Below are 23676 nucleotides of genomic sequence, written 5' to 3'. Positions count from 1 at the left end.
GGGCCTTTCGCCTGTCGGTCAGTGCCCGCGCCGGGCGAACACCATCGAGTAGCGGAAGACCTCCGGGAGGTTCGCCGCGCCCTCCACCGTCACGTCGAAGCCCTGCGCGTCGAGGACGGCGAGGACCGCGTCCAGGCGGCCGTCGAGGTCCTGTACCTCGATGACGGCCTGCTGGACGCGCTGCCAGTCGGTCGCGTCCAGCCCCTCCATGACCTCCAGCTCCGCACCCTCCACATCGATCTTCAGCAGATCGATCGGGCCTTCCGGCGCCCAGTCGCGCAGCATGTCGGAGAGGCGGTGCACCTCGGCCGCCACCTCGACCCCGGCCATGATGCTGTCCACCGCGTCCTGGCCGATCTGCTCGACCGTCAGCTCCTGCCCGACGCTCTTCTGCTCCGGGTAGCGCGTCGAGTTGCCGGGCAGCGCCGGGTAGAACGTGAAGCGCACCTCGTCCTCGTGCCGGCGGCCCAGCGCCGCGCGGTGCACCTCCACGTCCTTGGCGCCGTGCTCGTCGAGGTTGCCCAGCAGCGCCCGGTGGATCGCCGGGATCGGCTCGAACGCCAGGATCTTCGCACCGGGGAACTCCTGCTTCACGAAAAGCGAGAAAAGGCCCACATTGGCGCCCGCGTCCACGACCCGCGAGGAGTCGGACAGTGTGATTCCGTGCTTGAGATACGTGCGCTCGAAAAATATCTCGTTGTAGATGAAATCGACCTCGGAGAACAGCGCGCCCTCCGTCTGCGGCACGAGGACCGAAACCCCGTCGGCGACCTGAACCGACCTGATGTCCGTCATGTTTGCTCCCTCTGTGGTGAATTCTGTGACGAATTCTGTGGTGAATTGCCGTTCAGGGCCGTGTAGTAGGGCAGATACGCGTCCAGCAGCGCCCCCAGGTGCTCCCGGCCGGCGGGCGGGAGGTCCGGGACCAGGCGGCGCAGCCGCCGTACGGACACACGGGTGAGCGCGGGGGCGCCCGGGCGGCGGTCGCGGGCGGCCGTGACGCCCAGCCGCCGTTCGATGGCGGTGACGATCTCCTCCACCGGCCGGGGATCCCCGGAGGCCACGTTGAGCACCTCGCCGGTGACCCCGTCGCGCAGCAGCCGGTCCAGCGCGTGCATCAGGTGCCGTACGTCCAGCAGATCGCGGTGCGCGCCCTCGTGGATCGTCACCCGCCCGTCCAGGACGGCGCGGACGAGGGTGGGCAGCAGCTGGTGCGGCCGCTGGTGCCGGCCCACGACATGACTCAGCCGCAGGATCAGATACGGCACCCCCGAGGAGCGCACCACACTCTCCAGGGCCAGCTTGTGCCGACCGTACACGGACGGCGGCCGTACCGGACCGGCCTCGGTGGCCTCGCCGTCAGGGAAGCCGTACAGGGAGAAGGAGGCCGTCGAGAAGAACACCAGCCGCCGCCCCGCCCGCCGGCACTCCTCCAGCGCGTCGTAGACGACCTCGGCCTCACGGTCGTACTCGGCGAGGTGGGCGGTGGAGGTACTGGAGACCCCGGCGGCGATCGCCGTGACCTCCGGGAAACGGTCACCGAACGTGGTGTCCAGGTTCCGGCCGAGGAAACCGTCACCGATGATCCGCACCGCTGAGCCCTTCGACCGTGCGCAGGGCGGCGACCAGGGTCCGGGCCTGCACGTTGACGTGGTGGCTGTACTTGAGCAGCTCGCCCAGCTGGCGCAGCGTCACCCACCGGTACCCGTCCGGGACATCGGCCCGGATGTCCTCGTCCGTCTCGACGATCAGATAGCGGTTCCGCGCGTTCAGGAACCGGCCGCCCTCCTCCGACAGCACCGTGTCGAACAGGATCCGCTCCGGGCGGGCGCCCTCCACCAGGTCGAGGAAGCGGGGCCGGGCGGCCGCCGGGAGGTGGGCGTAGTTCTCCGGGGTGCACTGCACCGTGGGGCCGAGTTCGACGATGTTCAAATAGCCCGGTTCGACACGGGCGTGGACCAGACAGTGCGGCACCCCGTCGACCCGTCGCACCAGCATCGCCGCCACCCCCAGGCCGTGCGGTTCGAGCAGGGGCTGCGACCAGGAGGCCACCTCCCGCCGCTTGGAGACGACGTCCACCGGCACGATGCTGAAGTACAGCCCCCGCTCGTGGGAGATACGGTCCTCGGCGCGGTACCAGCCGTGCCCCTCGACCTCGCGCAGCGGCAGCGGGTCGGCGGTGAACTCCCGCTCGCTCTGCTGGGCCGTGAACCAGCTGCGGACCGCCACGTCCGAGTGCGCGGCCGGTGTGCCGCCGGGGCCGAGGTGCCAGTCAGGCAGACAGGACAGCACCGTACGGGTGTCCATGTTGACCAGGTCGTCGTGGTGCAGCAGCGCGCCCAGCTGACGCAGCGTCAACCAGCAGAAGTCCTCCGTCGCCTCCACCTCCGGACCGACCTCGATGATCACGTTGCGGTTGCGCTTGCGGAGGAACCACGCGCCCTGCTCGGACTGGAGCACATCGGCCAGCACCCGGTGGCCCCGGGCCCCCGCCTCGCGGAAACAGTCCAGGTACGGCACGGACGAACCACCGTGCACCCGGCTGTAGTTGCTCTTGGTGGCCTGCACGGTCGGCGACAGCTGCACCCCGTTGACGTTGCCCGGCTCCGCCTTCGCCTGGAGCAGGAAGTGCAGCACACCGTTGATCTCCCGCGCCGCGAGGCCGAGGATGCCTATCTCCGGCTGTCTGATGATGGGCTGGCACCACTCGGGCACCGGCCCGAAGTCGGTGCGGACGCGCAGTCCGCGTACGGCGAAGAAGCGTCCGCTGTGGTGTTCCAGGTCGCCGGTGTCCGGGGCGAAGTGCCAGCCCGAGAGCTCGGCGAAGGTGGTGCGCCGCACCTCCTGGACGTGGGTGCGGCGGCGGTCGTCCAGCCAGTCGAGGAACTGGAGGTCGGACATCGCCTCGCCACCCGCGGCCGTGGCGGAGACCGCCAGCCGCGCGGCGAGCACCGAGTCGGTGTCGCACCGGGGACCGGTCGTATCGAGCATGGTGGGTCTCTCCGTCAAGGTCGGGCCGTCAAGGTCGGGCCGTCAGGGTCGGGGTCACAGATGCCTGGTGTCTCGGCCGGTTCTCAGGCGGGCCGCTCCGCGCCGGAGCCGGCCGCGGGGAGCGTCAGCGCGGTGAGCACCATGCCCTCGCCCACCAGCCACCGGCCCGTCAGATCCACGGCCCCGCCGTCGGCCGCCCGTATCAGCGCGGGCGGCAGCGGCACGAGGAGCCGGACTGCGAAGGTGCCACGCTCCAGGCCCGCTGTCGCTGTCTCACGGGTGAAGCGCAGCCGGGCGTCCTCGAACCCGAGCGGTTTGCGGGTGAGGGGGAACCACACCTTGTAGACCGCTTCCTTGGCGCTGAACAGCAGCCGGTCCCAGGGGATTTCGGGCGCGGTGCTCGTCAGCCGGGCGAGGTCGGCCCGTTCCTCGGGCAGCGACACCGCGTCGAGGACACCGTCCGGCAGCGGGCCGGCCGGTTCGGCGTCGATACCGAGACCGGCCAGATCACGATCGTGGGCGACCGCGGCCACCCGGTAGCCGTCGCAGTGGGAGATCGCCCCGACCACGCCGGCGGGCCAGTCGGGCGCACCCGAGGGGCCCGGCAGCAGCGGGGCCGCCGTGCAGCCGAGCGCGGCCAGCGACAGGCGGGCGCAGCGGCGGCCCGTGGCGAACTCCCGGCGCCGCTTGTCCACCGCCCGGGCCACCGTCGCGGCCTCCTCCGGGAACAGCGGGGGAGCGGCCAACTCGCCGCGCACCTCGGTCACTTCGACCTGCTCCGGCAGCAGTCGGCGCATCAGCGGCGTCATCGGGTACCTCGCCGGGACACGGCGGCCCGCCGGGGCAGGATCTCCCGCAGCAGCGGATCGGGTCTGCCGCGGGCCTGCCACTCGCGCGGGTAGCCGAGCGACACCTCGCGGTGCGGCACCCCGTCGTGCCAGGTGGTGCGGGGGATGTGCAGATGGCCGTAGACGACGGTGGCCGCCCGGTAGCGGCGGTGCCAGTCGTGGGTGGCGGTGGTGCCGCACCACAGCGCGAACTCGGGGTAGCGCAGCACCCGGGTGGGCTCGCGCACCAGCGGGAAGTGGTTCACCAGGACGGTGGGCAGCTCCGGCGGGCAGGTGTCCAGCCGTTCACGGGTGTACGCGAGGCGGGCCCGGCACCAGGCCGCGCGGTCGGGGTAGGGGTCGCTGTGCAGGAGGAACTCGTCGGTGGCCACGACTCCCGCCTCCTCCGCCCGCGCGAGCGCGTCGGCGGTGCCGGTGGCACCCGGCGGCAGGAACGAGTAGTCGTACAGCAGGAACAGCGGCGCGATCACCACCGGCCCGTCCGGGCCAGGCCACTGGGCGTACGGATCCTCCGGCGTCAACACCCCGAGGGAACGGCACAGTTCGACGAGGGAGCGGTAGCGGGCCTCGCCGCGCAGCCGTACCGGGTCGTCAGGGTGCGTCCACAGTTCGTGGTTGCCGGGCACCCACACGACGCGGGCGAACCGCTCGGCCAGCAGCCGCAGCGCCCACTCGACGTCGGCCGTCAGCTCTCCGATGTCCCCCGCGACGATCAGCCAGTCGGAGGGGTCGGCAGGGTACAGGTCCTGGACGACCGCCCGGTTCTGCTCGTAGGCGACGTGCAGGTCGCTGACCGCGAAGAGCCGGCCGCCCGCGGGGTCGCGTACCGCTTCGCCGTCCGATGTCCGCGGATTCGTGGTGCTGGGCATGCCGAACTCCTCGCTGCGCGTCCGGCGCCTCGATTCGCGTCCGGCGCTCAGATTTATGCCATCGGCCCACCCGTTCCTTCAATGCGTGACCGGCATGCCGGGCCAAGGACAAGGGATTCGCCCAGACTTCCCGCCGTGTGAGGCCTGTGAATTTCAGCGTCCCCGATAGTGGGAAGACGTCCACCTGAGCAGGCAACTGCTCCACAGTCGATCACAGCGGCAACAGCCGATCGCAGAGGCAAAGAGAGAAAAGGGAGTGGAAGCAGCGTGAGCGTGAGCCCCCATGACGACGGCCTGTGGTGCCGGCGGTTCCAACCGGCGCCCGACGCCGCCCACCGCCTGATCTGCTTCCCGCACGCGGGGGGCTCGGCCAGCTACTACGTGCCCGTCGCCACCGCCCTCGCCCCGCACGTCGACGTCGTCGCACTGCAGTACCCGGGCCGCCAGGACCGGCGCAGGGAACCGCTCGTCGACGACATCGGCACCCTCGCGGACCGCGTGCACGAGGCGCTGCGCGGCCAGGACGACCGTCCGCTCACCTTCTTCGGTCACAGCATGGGCGCGCTCCTCGCCTTCGAGGTCGCCCGGAGATGCGAGCGGGACGGCCGCACGGCTCCCGTGCGGCTCTTCGTCTCCGGCCGGCGGGCGCCCTCCCGCCATCGCGACGAGAACGTCCACCTGCGCGACGACGACGGCGTCATCGCCGAGGTCAAGGCCCTGAGCGGCACCGACGACCGGCTGCTCGGCGACGACGAACTCCTCCGCATGATCCTGCCCGCGCTCCGCGGGGACTACCGGGCCGTGGAGACGTACCGCTGCCCGCCCGGCGTCACGGTGGACATCCCGGTCACCGCCCTGGTCGGCGACAGCGACGCCAAGACGACGATCGACGAGGCCCGCGACTGGGAGAAGCACACCACGGCCGACTTCGACCTGCGGATCTTCCCCGGCGGCCACTTCTACCTCAACGACCGCGCCGCGGACGTGCTGAACGTCCTCGACGAGCACTTCGCGGCACGGAGCGTCCCGGACGCAGTCTGACCGGAGCCCTCTGACGGAGCTGTCTGACGGCGCCGCCCGACGGGGCGGCCCGCCACCGACCTCAGGCCACCCCCTGGGGATACACCTCCCCGGCGGGTGGCCCGGCGATCGCGTCCGTCACATCGAACAGCCCCGAGTCCTTCAACGCGGCGATGAGCCCCGGGCGGCCGGACGTCGACATCTTGCGGTAACAGCTCGTCAGATGTTTCTCCACCGCCCGTCTGGAGACCCCGAGGGCATCGGCTATGGCCTGGTTGGTCAGCCCCTGCACCGCCATCTGGGCCACCATCCGTTCCGCCGGCGTCAACTGCGCCAGGGCCGCCCCGTGCGCCGCCGCCCCACGCACCGCCGCCCCGCGCACCGCCTCCGGCCCCAGCATCTCCTGTGCCCGGGACGCGACCCAGGACGCGTCGCACGCGACGGCCAGGTCGTACGCCGCACGCAGCGCCTGCTCCGCCTCGTCCGGCCGGTGCGGGGCCACCGTCTCCGCGAGTCGCAGCTGGACCACCGCCCGCGTGTGCAGATCGGCGGAGGCCTCGAGTACGTCCGCGGCGTCCCGCAGCAGACCCGCTGCCGCCGCCGTCCCCGCCAAGGAGGCCCGCAGCGCCAGCGCGCGGCCCAGGGGCGCCGGGGCGCCCCACTTGCGGGCCCGCTCCAGATACCGCGCGCCCAACTCCTCGGCCCGTTCGGCATCGCCCATGCGCTGGTGCACCCGCGCGGCCAGGTATTCCCAGGGCGCGAACGCGGGATTGCGCCATCCCGACCGCTCCAGGACGTACCCGGCCTCGGTGTAGTGCTCCAGCGCGAGCGCGGGCTCCTCGCGGCGCTCCGCCTCCATGCCCCGCACCAGGGTGCGCAGCCCCTGGAACCAGCAGTTCTCGGCCGGCCCGCGCAGCCGGTCCGGCAGTGCGGCGGCCAGTTCAGGCTGCCGGGTCCGCAGCGCCACCATGATCAGGGCCATCGACGAGAGCGTGGTCATCTCGTCCGCTCCGGCCACCGCGCAGGCCTTGACCGCCCGTGCCTGCGCCTCGGCGAGGCGGCCGTGGGCCACCAGGACGAGCGCCTGCTGGCTGAGGATCACCGACTCCTCCAGCCGTCCGCCCCGTCGCACCGCGTCCTCGAGGGCCGTGTCCAGCCACGGCGACAGCCCCTCCACCGAGTCCGTGCTGACCGCGACCGGCACCGTCAACGGCACCAGGGTGTGCACCTGGGCGGCGGTGGCGGGTGTGTGGTCGAGCACCTGTCTCGCGAGCCGCGCGATCCGGGAGGAGGGGACGTCGGCGGCAGCGGCCGCCGTGTGCAGCAGCGCCGCCACCAGCTCCCGCTCGTCCCCGCGCGCGGTCTCCGGCCGTTCGCCGAGGCGGGCCAGCCGGCCCGCGGCCGAGGCGAGCACCGCCGGATCGTTCTCGCCGAGGTGCTGCAGCCGTGCCTCCAGACGCACCGCCAGCCGGCGTAACCCGGGCGGCAACGCGTCGGCGGGCCCCAGCTCCTGTGCCGTCTGCCGGAGCAGGTCCTCCAGCGACAGCAGACTGGTGCCGATGGCCACGGGAGTGAGCGTCATCAGCGCCTCGGCGCGCGACTGAGGGCCGGACAGCAAGTGGTACGCCTGGGTGATGTGCCGGACCGCGACCGACGGGGCGAAGCTGCGTTCCACGGTCGCCAGTTCCACCAGCAGCCGGGCCCGCTCCTCGCTGCACGGCGGGCTGTCCCGCAGCGCCCGGCGCAGATAGCGGGCGGCGGCCACGGGGTCGCCCCGCAGTACCGCCTCGTCCGCGGCGACCCGCAGCTCCGCCACCGCCTGTTCGTCCAGCAGCGAGGTCACCGCCACCAGATGGGTGGCCACCCGTTCGGGGTCCAGGCCCCGGTAGCGCAGCAGATCGGCGGCCCGCAGATGCAGCCGGTTGCGCTCGCTCAGTGGTGTCGCCTCCTCGATGACCTCGTACGCGGCCCGATGGGCCAGCCGGACCCCCTTGCGGCTCACCAGGGCCAGACGGCGCAGTTCCGCGAGACCGCGACTGCTGTCCACGTCGTCCAGCCCGGCCAGTTCGCCCACCACCCGCGGGTCGGCGTCGTCGCCGAGGACCATCAGCGCCCGGGCCACGGCCAGCGCCCACGGCTGCATCTCACGCAGGCACAGCAGCAGCCGCCGGCGCAGCGCAGGCGGCACCAGCGTCGCCACCTCGGCCGCCTGGGCGGCCGACGGTGCGATGCCCCGGCTCTTGCACTCCTGGAGCAGGGACCTCACATGAAGCGGGTTGCCACGGGTCGCTTCGTGGCAGGCGGCGGAGAACTCCGCTGCGGGCGGAGCGCCGAGGTGCGCCATGATCAGCTTCTGCACCCCCGCCGCGCTGAGGGAGGCCGGGAGCAGGGTGTGCTCGGCGGTCGCGGTGATCGCCCGGACGGCGGGCGGTTCCACCGTCGGCTCCCCCTCGCACACGGTCACGACCACGAGGATCCCCACGGACGTCTCCTGCGACGCCAACTGGACGAACAGGTCCAGCGATCCGTCGTCCGCCCAGTGCAGATCGTCGATGAGCAGCACCAGGGTACGGTCCTGGCTCATGGTCGCCAGCAGGGCCGGCAGGGCGTACTTGGCATTCGCGGTGTGCTGCTGGGGCGCCTCCGGATCACTGGCCAGGAAGGCCAGCGCGGGCCGGGTGGCCGGCGAGCGCCAGCGGCTCGGAGCCGATCTGACGGCCGGCTCCAGCAACTGCCGTACGACGCCCAAGGAGAAGTCGCGTTCGGTGGGCGCCCCGTAGGCACGCATCACCAGGGGACGCCGAGGCGCGGAGCCGGACGGCCGGGCCGCGTACTGGGCGGCCAGTTCCCCGATCTCCGTGAGCAGGGCCGACTTTCCGGTGCCCGGCGGGCCGCTGATCACGATCAGGGACCCGGTGCCCCGTGCGGCGAGCGTCAGGGCCTCAGCGGCGATCTTCAGTTCGTTTTGCCGCTCCAACAACATGACAGCGGCCTCCTTGCACGAATCGGTCCAGCGGTGGGGGGTGGGGTGGAGCGTGGTCATGCGTGCGGGATCAGGGTGCGGCGGTGCGACCGTTCCCGGTCTCGTCCTCGGAGCCGGGCGATCCGGCCACTCGGGACGCGTGGTGCAGAGCGGCCGTTTCACGTGTCACTATCGCCTGGGCGAAACGCCGGGGAGCCGGTGTGGGGCCGAGCCGCCGCAGCGCGCGTTCGATCGCCCCGGCATACCCGGGCACGGGGGAGGCGAAGCGCTGCCGCAGTTCGGCCCAGCTCCTGGTGGAGTCGGTGCCCCAGCGTTCGGCCAGCCGCAGCTCCTCGGTGAACAGGGCCGTCGCACGCGCACCGTTGTCGCACGCCGCATGGGCGAGCGCCGCCAGCGAACGCCAGGCGTAGGGCGCCGGGCTCACCCAGCCGCGGTCCGCCAGCCGGCGGCCGCACTCCTCGGCCTCGGCCAGGGCCTGGTGCGGACGGCCCTGACAGAGCAGCAACTGCGCGCGGGCGTAAAGAAGTTGGGTCCACGGCACACTCAGCTCGACTCCGCGCGGCAGTTCCTCACGGGCCAGCCGGTCGGCCTCGGCGTACCGCTCCTGCGCGACCAGCAGCTGGATCCGTGTCGCCCGCAGCGAGGTCAGCCGGGTGGGATGCCAGAGCGCGGGCGGCACCAGGGAACAACACGCGGCGAGGTCGCGGGCACAGGCGTCCGGGTCACCCGCCCGCAGGCTGAGATCGGCCCGCAGCATCAGGCCCAGCCCCACGAGCGCGGTGCCGCAGCGCCGCCCGGCCGCGGCGAGCGCCCGGTCCAGCGCGTCACGGGCCTCGTCGTGCGCGTCCGCGAGGGACAGCGCCCAGGACGCGACGAGCCGCGGGTACAGAGCCCCGTCCTGCTCCACGGCGAGCAGCCGACGCGCCAGGTCCAGTACGACGGTGGCGTCCTCGCCCTGCTTGGACCGGCCCCAGATGGCCGCGGCGAGCATCGCGGCGGAGTCCTGCGGGCTGGGCGCTTCACGGGGATCCCGCGCGTCCCGACCGGCGCCGGCCGGCCCCAGCTCGGGACGCCCGGGCCCCCGTTCCGCCGTCACCTGCGAGAACAGGGACGATTCCACGACCTCGTCCGCATCCGCCTCGGCCTTCGCGCGGACCTCCGGCGTCCACTCGTTACGGACGTACAGCAGATCCACGGCGGCGACGCGCACCCCCGGACGGGCGCCGGGGCACTTGAGCAGCTCGGCGATCCTGCGGCCCGCCGCCTCGGGGGCGGTCATCGCGTACGCCTGCGCCGCCTCCAGCAGCACTTCGGGGCGCTCCACGTCGTCGAGCGGCTCGGCCAGGGCCCGCTCCAGCAACGCGGCCGCCTCGTCGTACCGGCCCTGTGACCGCAGAGCGCAAGCGGCGCGGCGCAGCACCCATGGCACCCAGGGGTCGCCCAGCGGCATGGCGGTCGCCAGCAGCAGGGCGGACAACCCCTCGTCGTCGGCGCCGTGGCGATGCGCCCAGCGGGCGGCCGAGGCGTGCAGCTGTCTGCGGTCCTCGGCGTCCATGCCGGACAGCGCCCCCACCGTGCAGTTCGTCGGCCGTGGACACGGCGGATCGCCGAAGTCGATCAGGCCCCGCACCCGTAACTCCCGTAGCGCACTGGGCAGTTCGGCCTCGTCAAGGCCCACAAGCGCCGCCACCCGGTCCACCGCGAGCAGCCCCCGGCACACCGTGAGACCACGCAGCAGCGCGAGCGCCCCCGGGGCGAGACTCCTCGTCGACTCGGTGACCCGCTCCCGGTACGCGGTCGCGATCCCGTGGCCGAACGCCGTGCGTAACTCCGAGGCCCGCAGCTCACCGGGCTCCCGGCGCATCTCCTCCAGAGCACGTGTCAACAGCCACGGGTTGCCGCCGCTGAGCCCGGGAGCCTCGTCCCACCACACGTCGTCCGCCGACTCCGCGACGGGCACGTCCGCCGAGCTGCACAGAGCACGTACGTCCGGGGCACTCAGTGGCCCGAGTTCCAGGAGCAGACCCCGGCCGCCCTGGAGCATGGCGGCCTGGTCGATCAGCTCGGCGCACGGGTCGGGGAACTCCCCCCGGGTGCCGGGCACGGTCAGCAGCAGCCCCAGCGGCGCCGTGCCGAGCCGGCGCAGCAGCGTCCCGATGACCTGAAGCGACTCCGGATCCGCCCACTGCACGTCGTCCAGGGCCAACAGGGTGGGACGCCGCGCGGCGTTGAGCAGATCCCGACACCAACCGTGCACCGAGCGCGTGGCGGTGGGCGTCCCCTCCGCCGGAATCCGGGGCAGACGCAACTGCCGTACGAACGCGTAGGCGGCGTGCGCGTACTCCGCCGAGCCCTGCGCGGTCAGTACCTGGACGCCGGCGGTGCGGGCGAAGGCCACGCCGCGGCGCAGCAGGCGGCTGCGGCCGTGGCCCGGAATGCCGTGGAGCACTGTCGCGCCGGGGGTGCCCTCGGCGAGCTCGGCCATGCGGGTCAGCAGTGCCGCCTGCTCGGCGTCGCGCCCGCGCAGCGGAGTCAGACGGTCCTGGGCCGGGGTACCGCTGTACGACAGCGGCCGACGGCCGGGTGCGGCGCTCAGCGTCCCTCACCCCCCGCGAGGCGGGCTCGGCCCGCGGCCGGTTCCCGCAACACGTCCACCAGCTCTTCCCGACGGCTCACGCCGAGCTTCTGGTACGAGTTCGACAGATGGAGCTCGACCGTGCGCCGGGTGATGTACAGGGCGTCGGATATCTCGCGGTTGGAGCGGCCCGCCATGGCCAGCCGTACGACACCGCGTTCACGTTCTGTCAGGGCGTCCCCCGGGTGGCCGGTGCGCCGCCGGGGCCGGCCGCCGGCCTCGGCGAGCCGGAGCCGGATGCCTTCCGCGGCGTCCCCGGCCCCGCACCCGATCATCAGGTCCAGCGCGGTCCGCAGCCGGGGCCGGGCGGCCTTGGCGTCGCCGGCGTCGAGGAGCGCCGATCCCAGGGCGTACTCGGCGCGCGCCCACAACAGACGCGCCCGGGACTCGGCGAACAGGGTGCATGCCTCGTCCAGCAGTCGGTGTCCGGCTCCGCCGGGCGTGGCCAGCCCGCGGCCCAGCAGGGAGAGCGCGGTACCGCGCGGGGTGCCCCAACGCCGGGCGAGCGCGCCGCCCTCGGCGGCGATGCGCCGTGCCTCGTCCGGGCGCCCCAGTTCGCCCAGCAGGTCGGCCGCCTCCAGCCAGCAGGGCAGTACCGTCGGGGCCGCGGGGACCCCCCGTGGTAGGGCCCGGCCACTGGCCCGCAGCGCCACCAGTGCTCCGTTCCGGTCGCCGTGGGCGCGGCGGATCGCGGCCCGGGTCCACCAGTACACGGGGTGGACGTAGAACACCGGCCGCAGTTCGGCGGGGTCGAGCTGGGCGAGCAGGGCCTTGGCGGCGGCGTATCTGCCGCGCTGGGCCAGCGCATAGGCGAAGACGACCGTGGGGGACACGGTGTCCGGTCCGGGGGTGCGCCGCTCCAGCTCCAGGGCCTGGCGGCAGTCGACTTCGGCCGTCGGCAGGTTGCCCGTGTCGCAGTGCACGAGCGCCCGGACGGTCAGCGCCTTGGCCCGGGTCGGGTCGAGTTCCCCGCGCGCCGGGCGGCCGAGGACACGGTCGAGCGCGGCGAGCGCCGCGGTGTTGTCGTCGGTGAGGTGCGCGGTGAGCGCGGACGCGACCAACGACAGCTCGTCCAGCGGGGTGCCCGAGGAGGTGGCGGACGCCGGGAGGGTGAGCTCTGGTGACGGCGAGGGGTGGCCGCTGAGCACGGACAGCGCGGCGTGGGCCGACCGCAGCCAGCGGTTGCCCGGGTCGTCGGGGGTGTCGCCGAGCGGATCGGCCGCTGTGGGAGAGCGCTCTCTGACCCAGCCGAGGGTCTCCTGCCTGAGAGCTCCGCTCAGTAACAAGGCGCCTTCGAGGGCGGCGCGGCGCTCCTCGGGGACGGTGACGGACTGGGGGACGGTGATGGCGTCGGGCACGGTGATGGATTCAGGGAGGGCGGCGGTATCGGGTAGGGCGGCGGTATCGGGGAAGGCGGCGGTATCGGGGAGGGCGGCGGTATGGGGGAGGGCGACGGTCTTCGGAACCGACACGGCCTCGGCGTGGGCCGGGCCGTTCAGGACGTGGCCGAGGAGGCGGGCCGCCTCCTCGCCCCGGCCGAGCGCGACGAGGGTGTTGGCGTACAGCAGGGCGATGGTGGCCAGTTCGTGTCCATCGGTGCTGGTCATCAGCAGCGAGTTCAGATGGGGGAGGGCGATGGCCGGCGCGGTGGCGCACAGGATCTCGGCGAGCCGGTTGCGGATCCGGCGCACCGTGTCGACGTCCTGACCGTCGCCGATCTCCAGCGCATGCGACAGGTAGCGCACGGCACGGGCGGGCGAGTCGGTGTCGAGGGCGGCGCTGTAGAGGGCCTCCAGCATCCAGGGCGCGGCGCCCTGCCGGAGCCGCAGCAGGACATCGGCCACCTGGGTCGGCGGCCGGCCGGCGTCCTCCAGCAGCCGGGCGGCCCGCTGGAGGAGGTGATCGGCTTCGTCCTGCGAGATGCCGTGCTCGAACGGGGAGGTGGGGCCGTAGGACTCTCCGCCGGTGCCGGTGAGGAGCGCGGTGTGGAGGTCGGCGAGGTCGTCCAGGACCCGTCGCGCGGTCGGCAGCGGTATCCGCAGCAGCTCGCTCACCAGCTCCGGGTCGGGAGATCCCAGCGCGGCCACCGCGGACAGCACCGCTGTTTCCGAGCCCGAATACGGGAGGGGAGAGGGCACTGAGACCGTATCCGTTGTCGGCCCGGGCGTCCTGGCCTCGGCGGCACCGCGCGCGTCGGCGAAGACGTGGACGGCGGCCGGGATGCCCAGGGAGTGCTCCACGCACTGGCGTAACAGATCGGGGGCGGGACGTCGGCCCAGCCGCCGGGTGAGGACCTCGGCGGTCTCGCCGTCGGTCAGGGGGGCCAGACAGATCGTCGTCCAGGCGTGCTGGGCGAGCAGTGAGGCCAGGGCGGGGGGTTCGTCGACGGCCGGGGCGGTCGGTGCGGTGACGACCGTCAGCAGGGGAAGTCCATTGGATCTGCGGAGTACGTAGTCCAGGCTTCTCAGGGTTTCCGGGCGGTACCGCTGCGCATCGTCCACGGCGAGCACCACCGGCCCGTGCCGGGAGAGGTCCACGACTTTCTCGTGGAGGCGGCGCGGCGACACGGGGTCGTGCGAGGTGCCGTCGTGCCAGGTGCCGTCGGGCCCGCCGGCGCGCAGTACGCGGGCCCGGGAGGCAGCGGCCGAGCAAAAGGTCCGTAACAAGGCGCTGCGGCCGATGCCGGTGGGCCCGGTGAGCAGCACCGCGGAGGCCGGCCCGGAACAGGCTCGGGGTATGTGGTCGATCAGCGCCGAGAGCGGGGCGGATCTGCCCGCCAGTGGTTCCTCCGGGCCCATGACCGGGGGCGCCGAGGGATGTGCGGGGGAGGCGAGGGGGAGGTTCACGTTGCCACCGAATGATCTGGGGGGGGAAATGGCTCGGTGCTGTGCGAAGAAGTGAAAGGTCGAAGAACTTCTAGGCTTCGGGTAGGTGGTGGAACCGTCCCTCACCAGGCGGTTCCATTCGGCGTCGGGGTGCGCCTTCGCAACCGGGCTTGAAATTCTTCATCTCTCCCATTCCATTCCGATTCCACCGGCAGGGTCAGGGCGGCATTGTTTCCATCTGTATTTCGATGGGTTCCTGTCGCATTCCTGTCGCATTCCTGTCGCAAGCCTGGCGCGGCGGGCGGGTGCGGCCTGGGGAAGCGCTCTCAGGCCGTGAATTAATCTTGAACCATCAAACATGTCCAGTCAATGTGACGCCCTGCCCAACGAATGGATTCGAGCCGATTGAAACGTTTTATTGGCCGATTCCTGCCCGAATTGCTCTGAGTCGCGCTCGGTGGCCGAGGGATCTATCCGCGTAACTCACTCCGCGTCGGCCGCGCTCCGTACCTCGTCCACCAACTCCGCTTGTCGCAGGATGTCCTCCGCCGGCCCTTTGAAGTCGGTTTCGTGCAAAGCATTGCGGGCGAACTCGGCCACCAGTGAGGCGAATTGGTGCCCAGCGGGCAGTGTCCGTTCCTCCACATGGTCCTGCCGCCGCAGCCGCAGCACCGGCCGCAGCGTCGGCGGCGCGGTGAACGCCCGGTCGAGACTGATGCTCCCCTCGCTGCCCCACAGGGTGCACGTACAGCGGTACGAGTGGTCGAAGCCGAACGCCAGTTGACCGGTCCGCCCGTCCGGGTCCCCGACCAGCGCAGCCCCGGCGACATCCACCCCGGTACCGGGATCGACCCGCAGCACCGCGCCGCGCACCCATACCCGCGGCCCCAGATACAAGCTGGCCGCCCGCAACGTGTACACACCGGCGTCCAGGAGCGCGCCCCCGCCCAGCCCCGGGTCGTACCGGATGTCGTCCGCGGCCAGCGGCGGAAACCCGAACTCGGCGGTGACATGCCGGAGTTCACCGATCGCTCCCTCGTCGACAAGGGCCCGTACGGCGTCGTGCTGACCGTGGTGGAGGAACGCGAAGTTCTCCATCAGCAGCCGGTCGGCGGCGTGGGCGGCGGCGACCAGCTCGGCCGCCTCGGACCCGTCGACGCACAGCGGCTTCTCGGCCAGTACGTGCTTGCCCGCCGCCAGCGCCCGCCCGATCCACTCCGCGTGCAGGGCCGGCGGCAGCGGTACGTACACGGCGTCGATGTCGTCGCGGGCCAGCAGCGCGGCATAGCCGGTGACCGCCGCACAGCCGAACCGGCGGGCCACCGCCTCGGCCTTGTCCCGGCTGCGGCTGGCCACCGCGACCAGTCGCACCGACGGGTCGGCGACCAGCGCCGGGATGGTGGTGCGCTGCGCGATGGCCGCGCAGCCGAGCACACCGACGTTCAACACTCGCTCCGCCACGGCCGCGTCCATGTCCATGCCCGTCCGATTCCTTCCGTCCGATGTGCCGGTTGGCACGGTCAGGCCGGTTCACTGTCCCGGCCCTGGAGGCAGGCAGGCCTGCCGGCGAGCTGATCCCCGGCAGGCCTGCCCCATACGCCGATCCGTCGGCTATGCCGATCCGTCGGCTATGCCGATCCGTCGGCTATGCCGATCCGTCGGCTATGCCGATCCCTCGGCTACGCCCCTCCGAACTGCTTGTCGATGAAGTCGAAGAGGTCGTCGTCGCTGGCGGCGCCGAGTCGCTCCTCGACTGCCTGGGCCGAGGCCTCCGCGCCCCCACCCTCGCCGCCGTGGGCGCCGTCCAGGCGGGACAGCAGCCCGCGCAGCCGCTCCGCCAGTGCGGTACGGATCGGGTCGTCGTCGGCGATGTCGCCCAACGCGCCCTCCAGGCGGGTTAGCTCGGCCAGCACCGGCCCCACGGCCGCGGCGGCCGACGGTTCCAGCTCCGCCCGCAGGTGCTCGGCGAGCCCGGCCGGGGTCGGGTAGTCGAACAGCAGGGTGGCCGGCAGCCGCAGCGCGGTGGCGGCATGGAGCCGGTTGCGCAGTTCGACGGCGGTCAGCGAGTCGAACCCCATTTCCAGGAAGCCGCGTTCGGGGTCCACGGCGTCCGAGTCGGCGTAACCGAGGACCGCCGCCGCCTGGTCCCGGACGACGTCCAGCAGCACCGTGAGCCGTTCGCCCGCGGTCAGCTCCGCGAGCCTGTCACGCAGCCGCTCGGCAGGCACGGGACCCGTACCGGCGGCACCGGAACGGCGCTGGGCGGCCGGCTTGACGAGGGACCGCAGCAGGGGCGGGACCTCTCCGTCCGGCGTCCGCAGCCCGGCCGTGTCGAACCGGGCCGGGACCAGCAGGGGCCGGTCGACCGCGACGGCGGCGTCGAACAGGCCGAGTGCCTGCTCCGACGTCATCGGCACCACCCCGCCGCGCGCCATCCGCAGCAGGTCGGCCTCGTCGAGCTTGCCCGTCATCGCCGACCGCTGCTCCCACAGCCCCCATGCCAGCGACTGGGCGGGCAGGCCGTGGGCGCGCCGCTGCCGGGCGAAGGCGTCGAGGAACGCGTTGGCCGCCGCGTAGTTGCCCTGCCCGGAGCCGCCGAAGATGCCGGCCAGCGAGGAGAACACCACGAAGCCGCGCAACTCGCTGTCCCGGGTCAACTCGTGCAGATGCAGCGCGGTGTCGACCTTGGCGGCGAGCACGGTGTCGAGCCGTTCCTGGGTGAGGGAGCCGATGACACCGTCGTCGAGGACACCCGCGGTGTGCACCACGGCGGTGAGCGGGTGCCCGGCGGGCACACCGGCGAGCAGGGCGGCCAGGGCCGCACGGTCCGAGGTGTCACAGGCGACGAGGTCGACCTGGGCGCCGAGCCCGGTCAGTTCGTCGACGAGTTCCCGGGCACCGGGCGCGTCCGGGCCACGACGCCCGGCCAGCAGCAGATGCCGGGCACCGTGCCGGGTGACCAGATGGCGGGCGACAAGACCACCGAGCGCACCGGTGGCGCCGGTGACCAGAACGGTTCCGTCCGGGTCGAGCAGCGCACCCGGCGTGGCATCGGTGAACTCGGTGAACTCGGTCAGCCGCATACGGACCAGCCTCGGCACCCGCGACTCACCCTTGCGCAGCGCGACCTGGGGCTCGTCGTGCCGGGCCGCGGGAAGCAGCGCCCCGTACGACTCCTGCGCACCGTCCCAGTCGAGGAGCACGAACCGCTCCGGGTTCTCGGACTGCGCCGTCCGCACCAGCCCCCAGACGGCCGCGGCCACCGGATCGGGCGCCCGGTCCCCGTCGTGCACGGACATGGCGTGCCGGGTGACCAGCACCAACCGGGTGGCGTTGAACGTGTCCTCGGCGAGCCACCCCTGGAGCAGCCGCAGCACCCGCCCGGTCACCTGCCGCACCGCGGCCGCCGGATCGGCGTCCTCCGCGGGCCCGGCGCAGCCGTCCCCGGGAACCGGTACGGCGGCCAGCACCGTCCCCGGCACGGGCACGTCACCGGCGGCGACGGCACGCGCGAGGGCGGCCAGGTCGGTGTGGTGGGTGGCGGCGATCCCGGTGGTGGTGAGGGCCTGCCCGAGGGCGGGATCGCCGTCACCGTCCAGGACGACGAGACCGCCGATCGCGGCACGGGCCGGGGCATCGGCCGGGGTCACCCATTCCAGCTCGTGCAGATGCCGGGCGGCAGTACGCGCGTCGCCCACCTGCCCGGCGGGCAGCGGACGCAGCGTCAGCCCGGCCACCGTGGCGACGGCCCGGCCCTCCGGGTCGGTGACCCGCAGCGCCACCGTGTCGGGTCCCGCCGGGGCGAGACGCGTCCGCAGTGCGCCGGCACCCGCCGCGTGCAGCCGTACGCCGGACCAGCTGAACGGCATGAGCCCGCCGCCGGACGCGGCGGAGGCGGTCAGCCCGACCGTCTGCAGGGCGGCGTCCAGCAGCGCGGGATGCAGCCCGTATCCGGCCGCGTCGTCGGCGGCCTCGGCAGGCAGCTCGACCTCCGCGTACACCTCCTCCCCGAGCCTCCAGGCGGCGGTCAGCCCCTGGAAGACGGGCCCGTACGCGAAGCCGTTCGCGGCGAACCGGTCGTACAGCTCGTCCACGGCGACCGGCTCGGCACCCCGCGGCGGCCACGGGACCGGCGGGACGTCGTCGACCGGTGCCGTGCCGGGGCCCGCCGGGGTGAGCTGTCCGAGGGCGTGCCGGGTCCAGGGCTCGTCGTCCGCCGCGTCGTCAGGGCGGGAGTGCACGGTCACACCGCGCGCCCCCTGTGCGCCGGGTTCACCGACGGTGACCTGGAGGTGGACGGAGCCGTGTTCGGGCAGGACGAGCGGTGCCTCCAGCGTGAGTTCGTCCACGGTGGCGCAGCCCACCCGGTCGGCGGCCAGCAACGCCAGTTCGAGGAAGGCCGTGCCGGGCAGGATCGCCGTACCGGACACCCTGTGGTCGGTCAGCCAGGGGTGGCTGCCGAGCGACAGCCGCCCGGTGAGCAGATACCCGTCACCGCCGGCGAGCGCGGTGCCCGCGCCCAGCAGCGGATGCGCCCCGTCGGCCAGCCCGGCCGAGGCGAGGTCCGGGGTGCGCGGGGCCGCGTCGAGCCAGTACCGGTCGCGCTGGAAGGCGTACGTCGGCAGCTCGGCCCGGCGCGCCGCCCGCCCGGCGAAGTACCGCGCCCAGTCGGGGCTCACGCCGTACGTGTGCAGTGTGGCGAGGGCCGTGGTCAGCGCCACCTCCTCGGGCCGGTCCCGGCGCAGCAGCGGCGTGGCGACGACGGCGCCGTCCGGGTCGGTGAGGCAGTCACGGGTCATGGCGGTGAGGATCCCGTCGGGACCCAGCTCGACATACGCCGTGACGCCCTGCCGTTCGAGGGTGGCGACGGCGTCGGCGTAACGGACCGTGCCGCGCACATGCCGCACCCAGTAGTCGGCACCCTCCAGCTGCCCGGAGTCGGCGAGTTCACCGGTGAGGTCGCACACGACGGGCAGGGCCGGGGCCGCGTACGTCACCTCGCGGGCGACGGCCGCGAAGCGGTCCAGCATCGGTTCCATGCGCGGTGAGTGGAAGGCGTGCGACACCGTCAGCCGCTTGGTGCGCAGCCCGGCCGCCCGCCACGCCTCGGCCAGCTCCGCCACCGCGTCCTCGTCACCCGAGACGACCACGGACACCGGCCCGTTGACGGCGGCCACGGACACCCGGCCCTCGTACGGGAGCAGCGCCTCGACGACCTCCGCCTCACCGGCCTGGACGGACACCATGGCGCCGCCGTCCGGCAGCTCCTGCATCAGCCGGCCGCGCGCGGCGACCAGCCGGCAGGCGTCACCGAGGTCGAGCACCCCGGCCACATGGGCGGCGGCCAACTCGCCGATCGAGTGACCGACGACGACGTCCGGCCACAGCCCCCAGTGTTCCAGCAGCCGGAACTGGGCCACTTCGAGCGCGAACAGCCCGGCCTGCGTGTAGGCGGTACGGTCCAGCAGCTCGGCCTCCGGAGTGCCGGCCGGGGCGAACAGCACCTCGCGCAACGGCCGTTCGAGCTCACGGTCGAACTCGGCGCACACGGCGTCGAGGGCGTCGGCGAACTCCGGGTACGCCGCGTACAGTTCACGCCCCATCCCCGGCCGCTGGCTGCCCTGCCCGCTGAACAGGAACGCGGTACGTCCACCGCGCCGCCGCTGTCCGCGCACCAGCCCCGGCGCCTCCCGGCCGTCGGCCAACGCCCCGAGCGCGGCGAGGAGTTCCTCCCGGTCCCGGCCGACGACGGCCGCCCGGTGGTCGAACGCGGCCCGCCCCAGGGCGAGCGAGCAGGCGATGTCACCGGGGGCGTCGTCGCCTTCCTGCCGTCGCGGATCGGTGAGGTGGGAGAGCAACCGGGCGGCCTGGGCCCGCAGCGCCTCCGCGCTCCGCCCCGACAACACCCAGGGGACCACGCCGCCGGAGACGACGGTCAGGGGCGCCGCCTCCGACGACGTGGCGTTCTCGGCGGACGGCGTCTCCGACGATGTGGCGTTCTCGGCGGGCGGCGTCTCCGACGATGTGGCGTTCTCGGCGGGCGGCGTCTCCGACGATGTGGCGTTCTCGGCGGGCGGCGTCTCCGACGATGTGGCGTTCTCGGCGGACGGCGTCTCCGGCTGGGCGGGCGGCGCCTGCTCCAGGATCACGTGGGCGTTCGTGCCACTGATGCCGAACGCCGACACCCCGGCCCGGCGCGGCCGGCCGGTGTCCGGCCACTGAACGGGCTCGGACAGCAGGGACACGGCACCCTCCGCCCAGTCGATCTGCGCCGACGGCCGGTCGGCGTGCAGGGTGCGCGGCAGCGTCCCGTGCCGCATCGCCAGCACCATCTTGATCACACCGCCGACACCGGCGGCGGCCTGGCTGTGCCCGATGTTGGACTTCAGCGCGCCGAGCAGCAGCGGCCGGTCCTCGGGACGGTCCTGCCCGTACGTCGCCAGCAGCGCCTGCGCCTCGATCGGGTCGCCCAGCCGGGTACCGGTGCCATGCGCCTCGACGGCGTCCACGTCGGCCGGGGACAGCCCGGCGGCCGCCAGGGCCTGCCGGATGACCCGCTGCTGCGCGGGTCCGCTCGGCGCGGTCAGCCCGTTGCTGGCACCGTCCTGGTTCACCGCGGAACCGGCGAGCACCGCGAGCACCGGGTGACCGTTGCGGCGGGCGTCGGACAGCCGCTCGAGCAGGACCACACCGACCCCCTCGGCCCAGCCGGCGCCGTCGGCGTCGTCGGAGAACGCCTTGCAGCGCCCGTCCGCGGACAGCGCCCGCTGCCTGCTGAACTCGATGAACGTGTCCAGCGAGGAGATCACCGTCACCCCGCCAGCCAACGCCATCGTGCACTCACCCGAACGCAGCGCCTGGGCGGCCATGTGCAGGGCCACCAGCGACGAGGAGCACGCGGTGTCGACGGTGACGGCAGGGCCCTCCAGACCGAAGGTGTAGGCGATCCGCCCGGACGCCACACTGCCGGCGCTGCCCGTCGCCAGATAGCCCTCGAAGTCCTTGGGCGCGTGCTGCACCCGGGAGCCGTAGTCGTGGTAGTTCGAGCCGACGAACACCCCGACCGCACTGCCGCGCAGCACACCCGGATCGACACCGGCCCGCTCGAACGCCTCCCAGGACGTCTCCAGGAGCAGCCGCTGCTGCGGATCGACGGCCAGCGCCTCACGCGGACTCATCCCGAAGAACTCCGGGTCGAAGTGGTGGGCGTCGTACAGGAATCCACCGCCACGGGCGTAGAAGGTCCCCGGGCGGTCCGGATCCGGGTCGTAGGCCCCCTTGAGGTCCCAGCCACGGTCCTCCGGGAACGCCGACACGGCGTCCCGGCCCTCCGCCAGCAACCGCCACAACGCGTCCGGGCTGTCGGCCCCGCCCGGGTAACGGCAGCTCATCGACACGATGACGATCGGATCGTCGTCCGTCGCCACCACCCTCGCGGGAACCGCCGGCGTGGACTCCACTCCGGCATCCGCCTCCCCGAACAGCTCCTGGTGCAGCTTGCGGGCGAGCGCCGTCGCGGTCGGATGGTCGAAGACCAGCGTCACCGGCAGCCGCAGTCCCGTGGCCTCGGCGACGCTGTTGCGCAGCGCCACCGCGGTCAGCGAGTCGAAGCCGAGGTCACGGAAGGCCCGCTCTTCGTCGACGTCCTCGGCACCGGGGAACCCGAGCGCCGACGCCGCCAACGACCGTACGAGACCCAGCAGTTCACGCCGCCGCTCCTCATACGGCAACGCCGCGAGCCGCGCCGTCAGCGTGTTGTGGTCCTCGTCGCCACCCGGCGCGGGCGCGGTGCGCGCGGCCACCGCCGCCCGCACCTCCGGCAGGTCCGCGAGCACCGGCGCGACGGCGTCGGAGTGCGCGAACGCATACGTCTCCCACCGCACATCCGCCACGGCCAGCACGGGCTCGTCGCCCATGACGGCCTGCTCCAGCGCCGTCAGCGCCGACTCCGGGTCCATGGCGGGCATCCCGGTACGCGCCAGCCGTTCCCCCGTCTCACCGGAGGCCAGACCACCACCGCCCCAGGCACCCCAGGCGACCGACGTCGCGGGCAACCCGTCGGCGTGCCGCTGCCGCGCGAGCGCGTCCAGGAACGTGTTGGCGGCGGCGTAACTGCCCTGCCCGGGCCCACCGAGGGTCCCGGCGAGCGAGGAGAACAGCACGAACGCCGACAGATCGAGGTCCCGGGTCAGCTCGTGCAGCAGCAGCGCCGCCGCCACCTTGGGCCGCAGCACCGTCTCGGCCCGCTCGGGCGTGAGCGCGTCCAGCACACCGTCGTCGAGCACCGCGGCCGCGTGCACCACGGCGGTGAGAGGCATGTCCTCCGGTACGGCGGCCAGCAGCGCGGCGAGCTCATCGCGGTCGGCGACATCACAGGCCGCGACGGTCACCCGGGCACCGAGCCCGGTCAGCTCGGCCTCCAACGCGTCCGCCCCGGGCGCCTCCGCACCCCGACGCCCGACCAGCAGCAGATGTACGGCACCGCCGCGGGCGTGGGCCAACCGCCGGGCGACCTGAGCCCCGACGCCCCCGATCCCACCGGTCACCAGCACCGTCCCACTGGGCGCCCAGCCCCCAGGGACCGCGTCGGGCAGCCCGGCCCGCACCAGACGCCGGGCGAGGAGCCCGGAACCCCGTACGGCGACCTGGTCCTCCTCGACCGCACCCGACAGCACGGCCACCAACCGGCCCACGGCACGCTCGTCCAACTCCGCCGGCAGATCGACGAGCCCACCGAAGCGCTGCGGATACTCCAACGCGGCGATCCGGCCAAGCCCCCACGCCTGCGCCTGCGCGGGTGCCACCAGCCGGTCGGCACGCCCAGTGGACACGGCACCCCGCGTGGCGATCCACAACGGCGCCCCGACCCCGGCGTCACCGAGCGCCTGCACCAAGGCGGCGTTCAGGGCGAGCCCGCTGTCGAGCGCACTACCCGGGGTGTACGGGGACTCGTCCAGCGCGAGCAGTGACAGCACACCGACCGGCTGCACCGGATCCCTGTCACCGCTCATGGCGGAACGCACCAGGGAGGCCAGCCCGACCCGGTCGACACCGCCGGACACCTCGACGGTGACGAGGCGGGCACCGTGGGCCGCCAGACCCCGGTAGGCGGAGGCGATGAGGTCGGCGTGAGGGCCGCCCTCGTACTCGCTCGGGACGACGACCAGCCAGTCGCCGGTGAGCTGTGGCGCCTTCGCGCTCCGACCGATCGCTTTCCAGATCACCTTGTAGCGCCAGCCGTCGATCGCCGAGCGGGTGGCTTCCTGCTTGCGCCAGTTCGAGAGCGCGGGCAGGACCTCGGCGAGCGGTTCGCTGCCAGGCAGTTGCAGGGTTTCGGCGAGTGCTTCAAGGTCTTCGCGTTCGACGGCTTCCCAGAAGCGTGCGTCGATCTGCCGGCGGGAGTCGAGAGCCGGGGCTGGGGTGGTCTTCTCCAGCCAGTAGCGGCGGTGTTGGAAGGCGTAGGTGGGGAGGTCGACCGTCTGTGCTTGTTGTCCGTTGAGCGGCG

The 23676-nt window shown here is 73.2% G+C and carries 10 protein-coding genes and 1 pseudogene; 1 reads left to right on the top strand and 10 read right to left on the bottom strand.

Annotated features, from left to right (window positions below; translation table 11 throughout):
* Positions 1 to 18 precede the first annotated feature (18 nt).
* The 5 genes from CES90_RS42965 to CES90_RS42945 form a co-directional block, all read right to left on the bottom strand.
* Positions 19 to 795, bottom strand: coding sequence for an FkbM family methyltransferase (locus tag CES90_RS42965; protein ID WP_189788399.1), 777 nt, complete (start codon positions 793 to 795; stop codon positions 19 to 21).
* On the bottom strand, positions 792 to 1592 hold the full coding sequence (locus CES90_RS42960; RefSeq protein ID WP_189788398.1) for an NAD-dependent epimerase/dehydratase family protein: 801 nt from the start codon (positions 1590 to 1592) through the stop codon (positions 792 to 794). The genes CES90_RS42965 and CES90_RS42960 overlap by 4 nt, the downstream gene beginning before the upstream one ends.
* Positions 1576 to 2991: an NDP-hexose 2,3-dehydratase family protein gene (locus CES90_RS42955; protein ID WP_189788397.1), complete on the bottom strand. Its 1416-nt coding sequence runs from the start codon at positions 2989 to 2991 to the stop codon at positions 1576 to 1578. Before CES90_RS42955 ends, CES90_RS42960 begins: the two co-directional genes overlap by 17 nt.
* A gap of 83 nt (positions 2992 to 3074) precedes the next feature.
* Positions 3075 to 3800, bottom strand: coding sequence for a 4'-phosphopantetheinyl transferase family protein (locus CES90_RS42950; RefSeq protein WP_189788396.1), 726 nt, complete (start codon positions 3798 to 3800; stop codon positions 3075 to 3077).
* Positions 3797 to 4708 (bottom strand): metallophosphoesterase family protein, encoded by a 912-nt coding sequence (locus CES90_RS42945; RefSeq protein WP_189788395.1) that lies wholly within the window; start codon positions 4706 to 4708, stop codon positions 3797 to 3799. Before CES90_RS42945 ends, CES90_RS42950 begins: the two co-directional genes overlap by 4 nt.
* 267 nt (positions 4709 to 4975) lie before the next feature.
* Between CES90_RS42945 and CES90_RS42940 the strand changes: the two genes are divergently transcribed.
* On the top strand, positions 4976 to 5749 hold the full coding sequence (locus CES90_RS42940; RefSeq protein ID WP_189788394.1) for a thioesterase II family protein: 774 nt from the start codon (positions 4976 to 4978) through the stop codon (positions 5747 to 5749).
* A gap of 61 nt (positions 5750 to 5810) precedes the next feature.
* Here CES90_RS42940 and CES90_RS51485 read toward each other — a convergent pair whose 3' ends face one another.
* The 5 genes and pseudogenes from CES90_RS51485 to CES90_RS42915 form a co-directional block, all read right to left on the bottom strand.
* Entirely contained in the window at positions 5811 to 8771 is a 2961-nt protein-coding gene (locus CES90_RS51485; protein WP_189788393.1) for an AAA family ATPase, read from the bottom strand.
* A gap of 10 nt (positions 8772 to 8781) precedes the next feature.
* Entirely contained in the window at positions 8782 to 11238 is a 2457-nt protein-coding gene (locus CES90_RS50670; RefSeq protein ID WP_268257084.1) for an ATP-binding protein, read from the bottom strand.
* Between the two features lie 65 nt (positions 11239 to 11303).
* A complete protein-coding gene (locus tag CES90_RS42925; RefSeq protein ID WP_189788392.1) occupies positions 11304 to 14192 on the bottom strand; it encodes a LuxR family transcriptional regulator in 2889 nt (962 codons plus the stop codon).
* Between the two features lie 462 nt (positions 14193 to 14654).
* Entirely contained in the window at positions 14655 to 15650 is a 996-nt protein-coding gene (locus CES90_RS42920; RefSeq protein WP_229914490.1) for a Gfo/Idh/MocA family protein, read from the bottom strand.
* 200 nt (positions 15651 to 15850) lie between these two features.
* A pseudogene (locus CES90_RS42915) lies at positions 15851 to 23665 on the bottom strand (SDR family NAD(P)-dependent oxidoreductase); the annotation flags it as partial.
* Positions 23666 to 23676: the final 11 nt, after the last annotated feature.

It is taken from the genome of Streptomyces capitiformicae, assembly GCF_002214185.1.
GTDB lineage: Bacteria > Actinomycetota > Actinomycetes > Streptomycetales > Streptomycetaceae > Streptomyces > Streptomyces capitiformicae.
The sequence above is the reverse complement of the archived record's forward strand: the minus strand, read 5'-3'. Positions and strand labels throughout refer to the sequence as shown.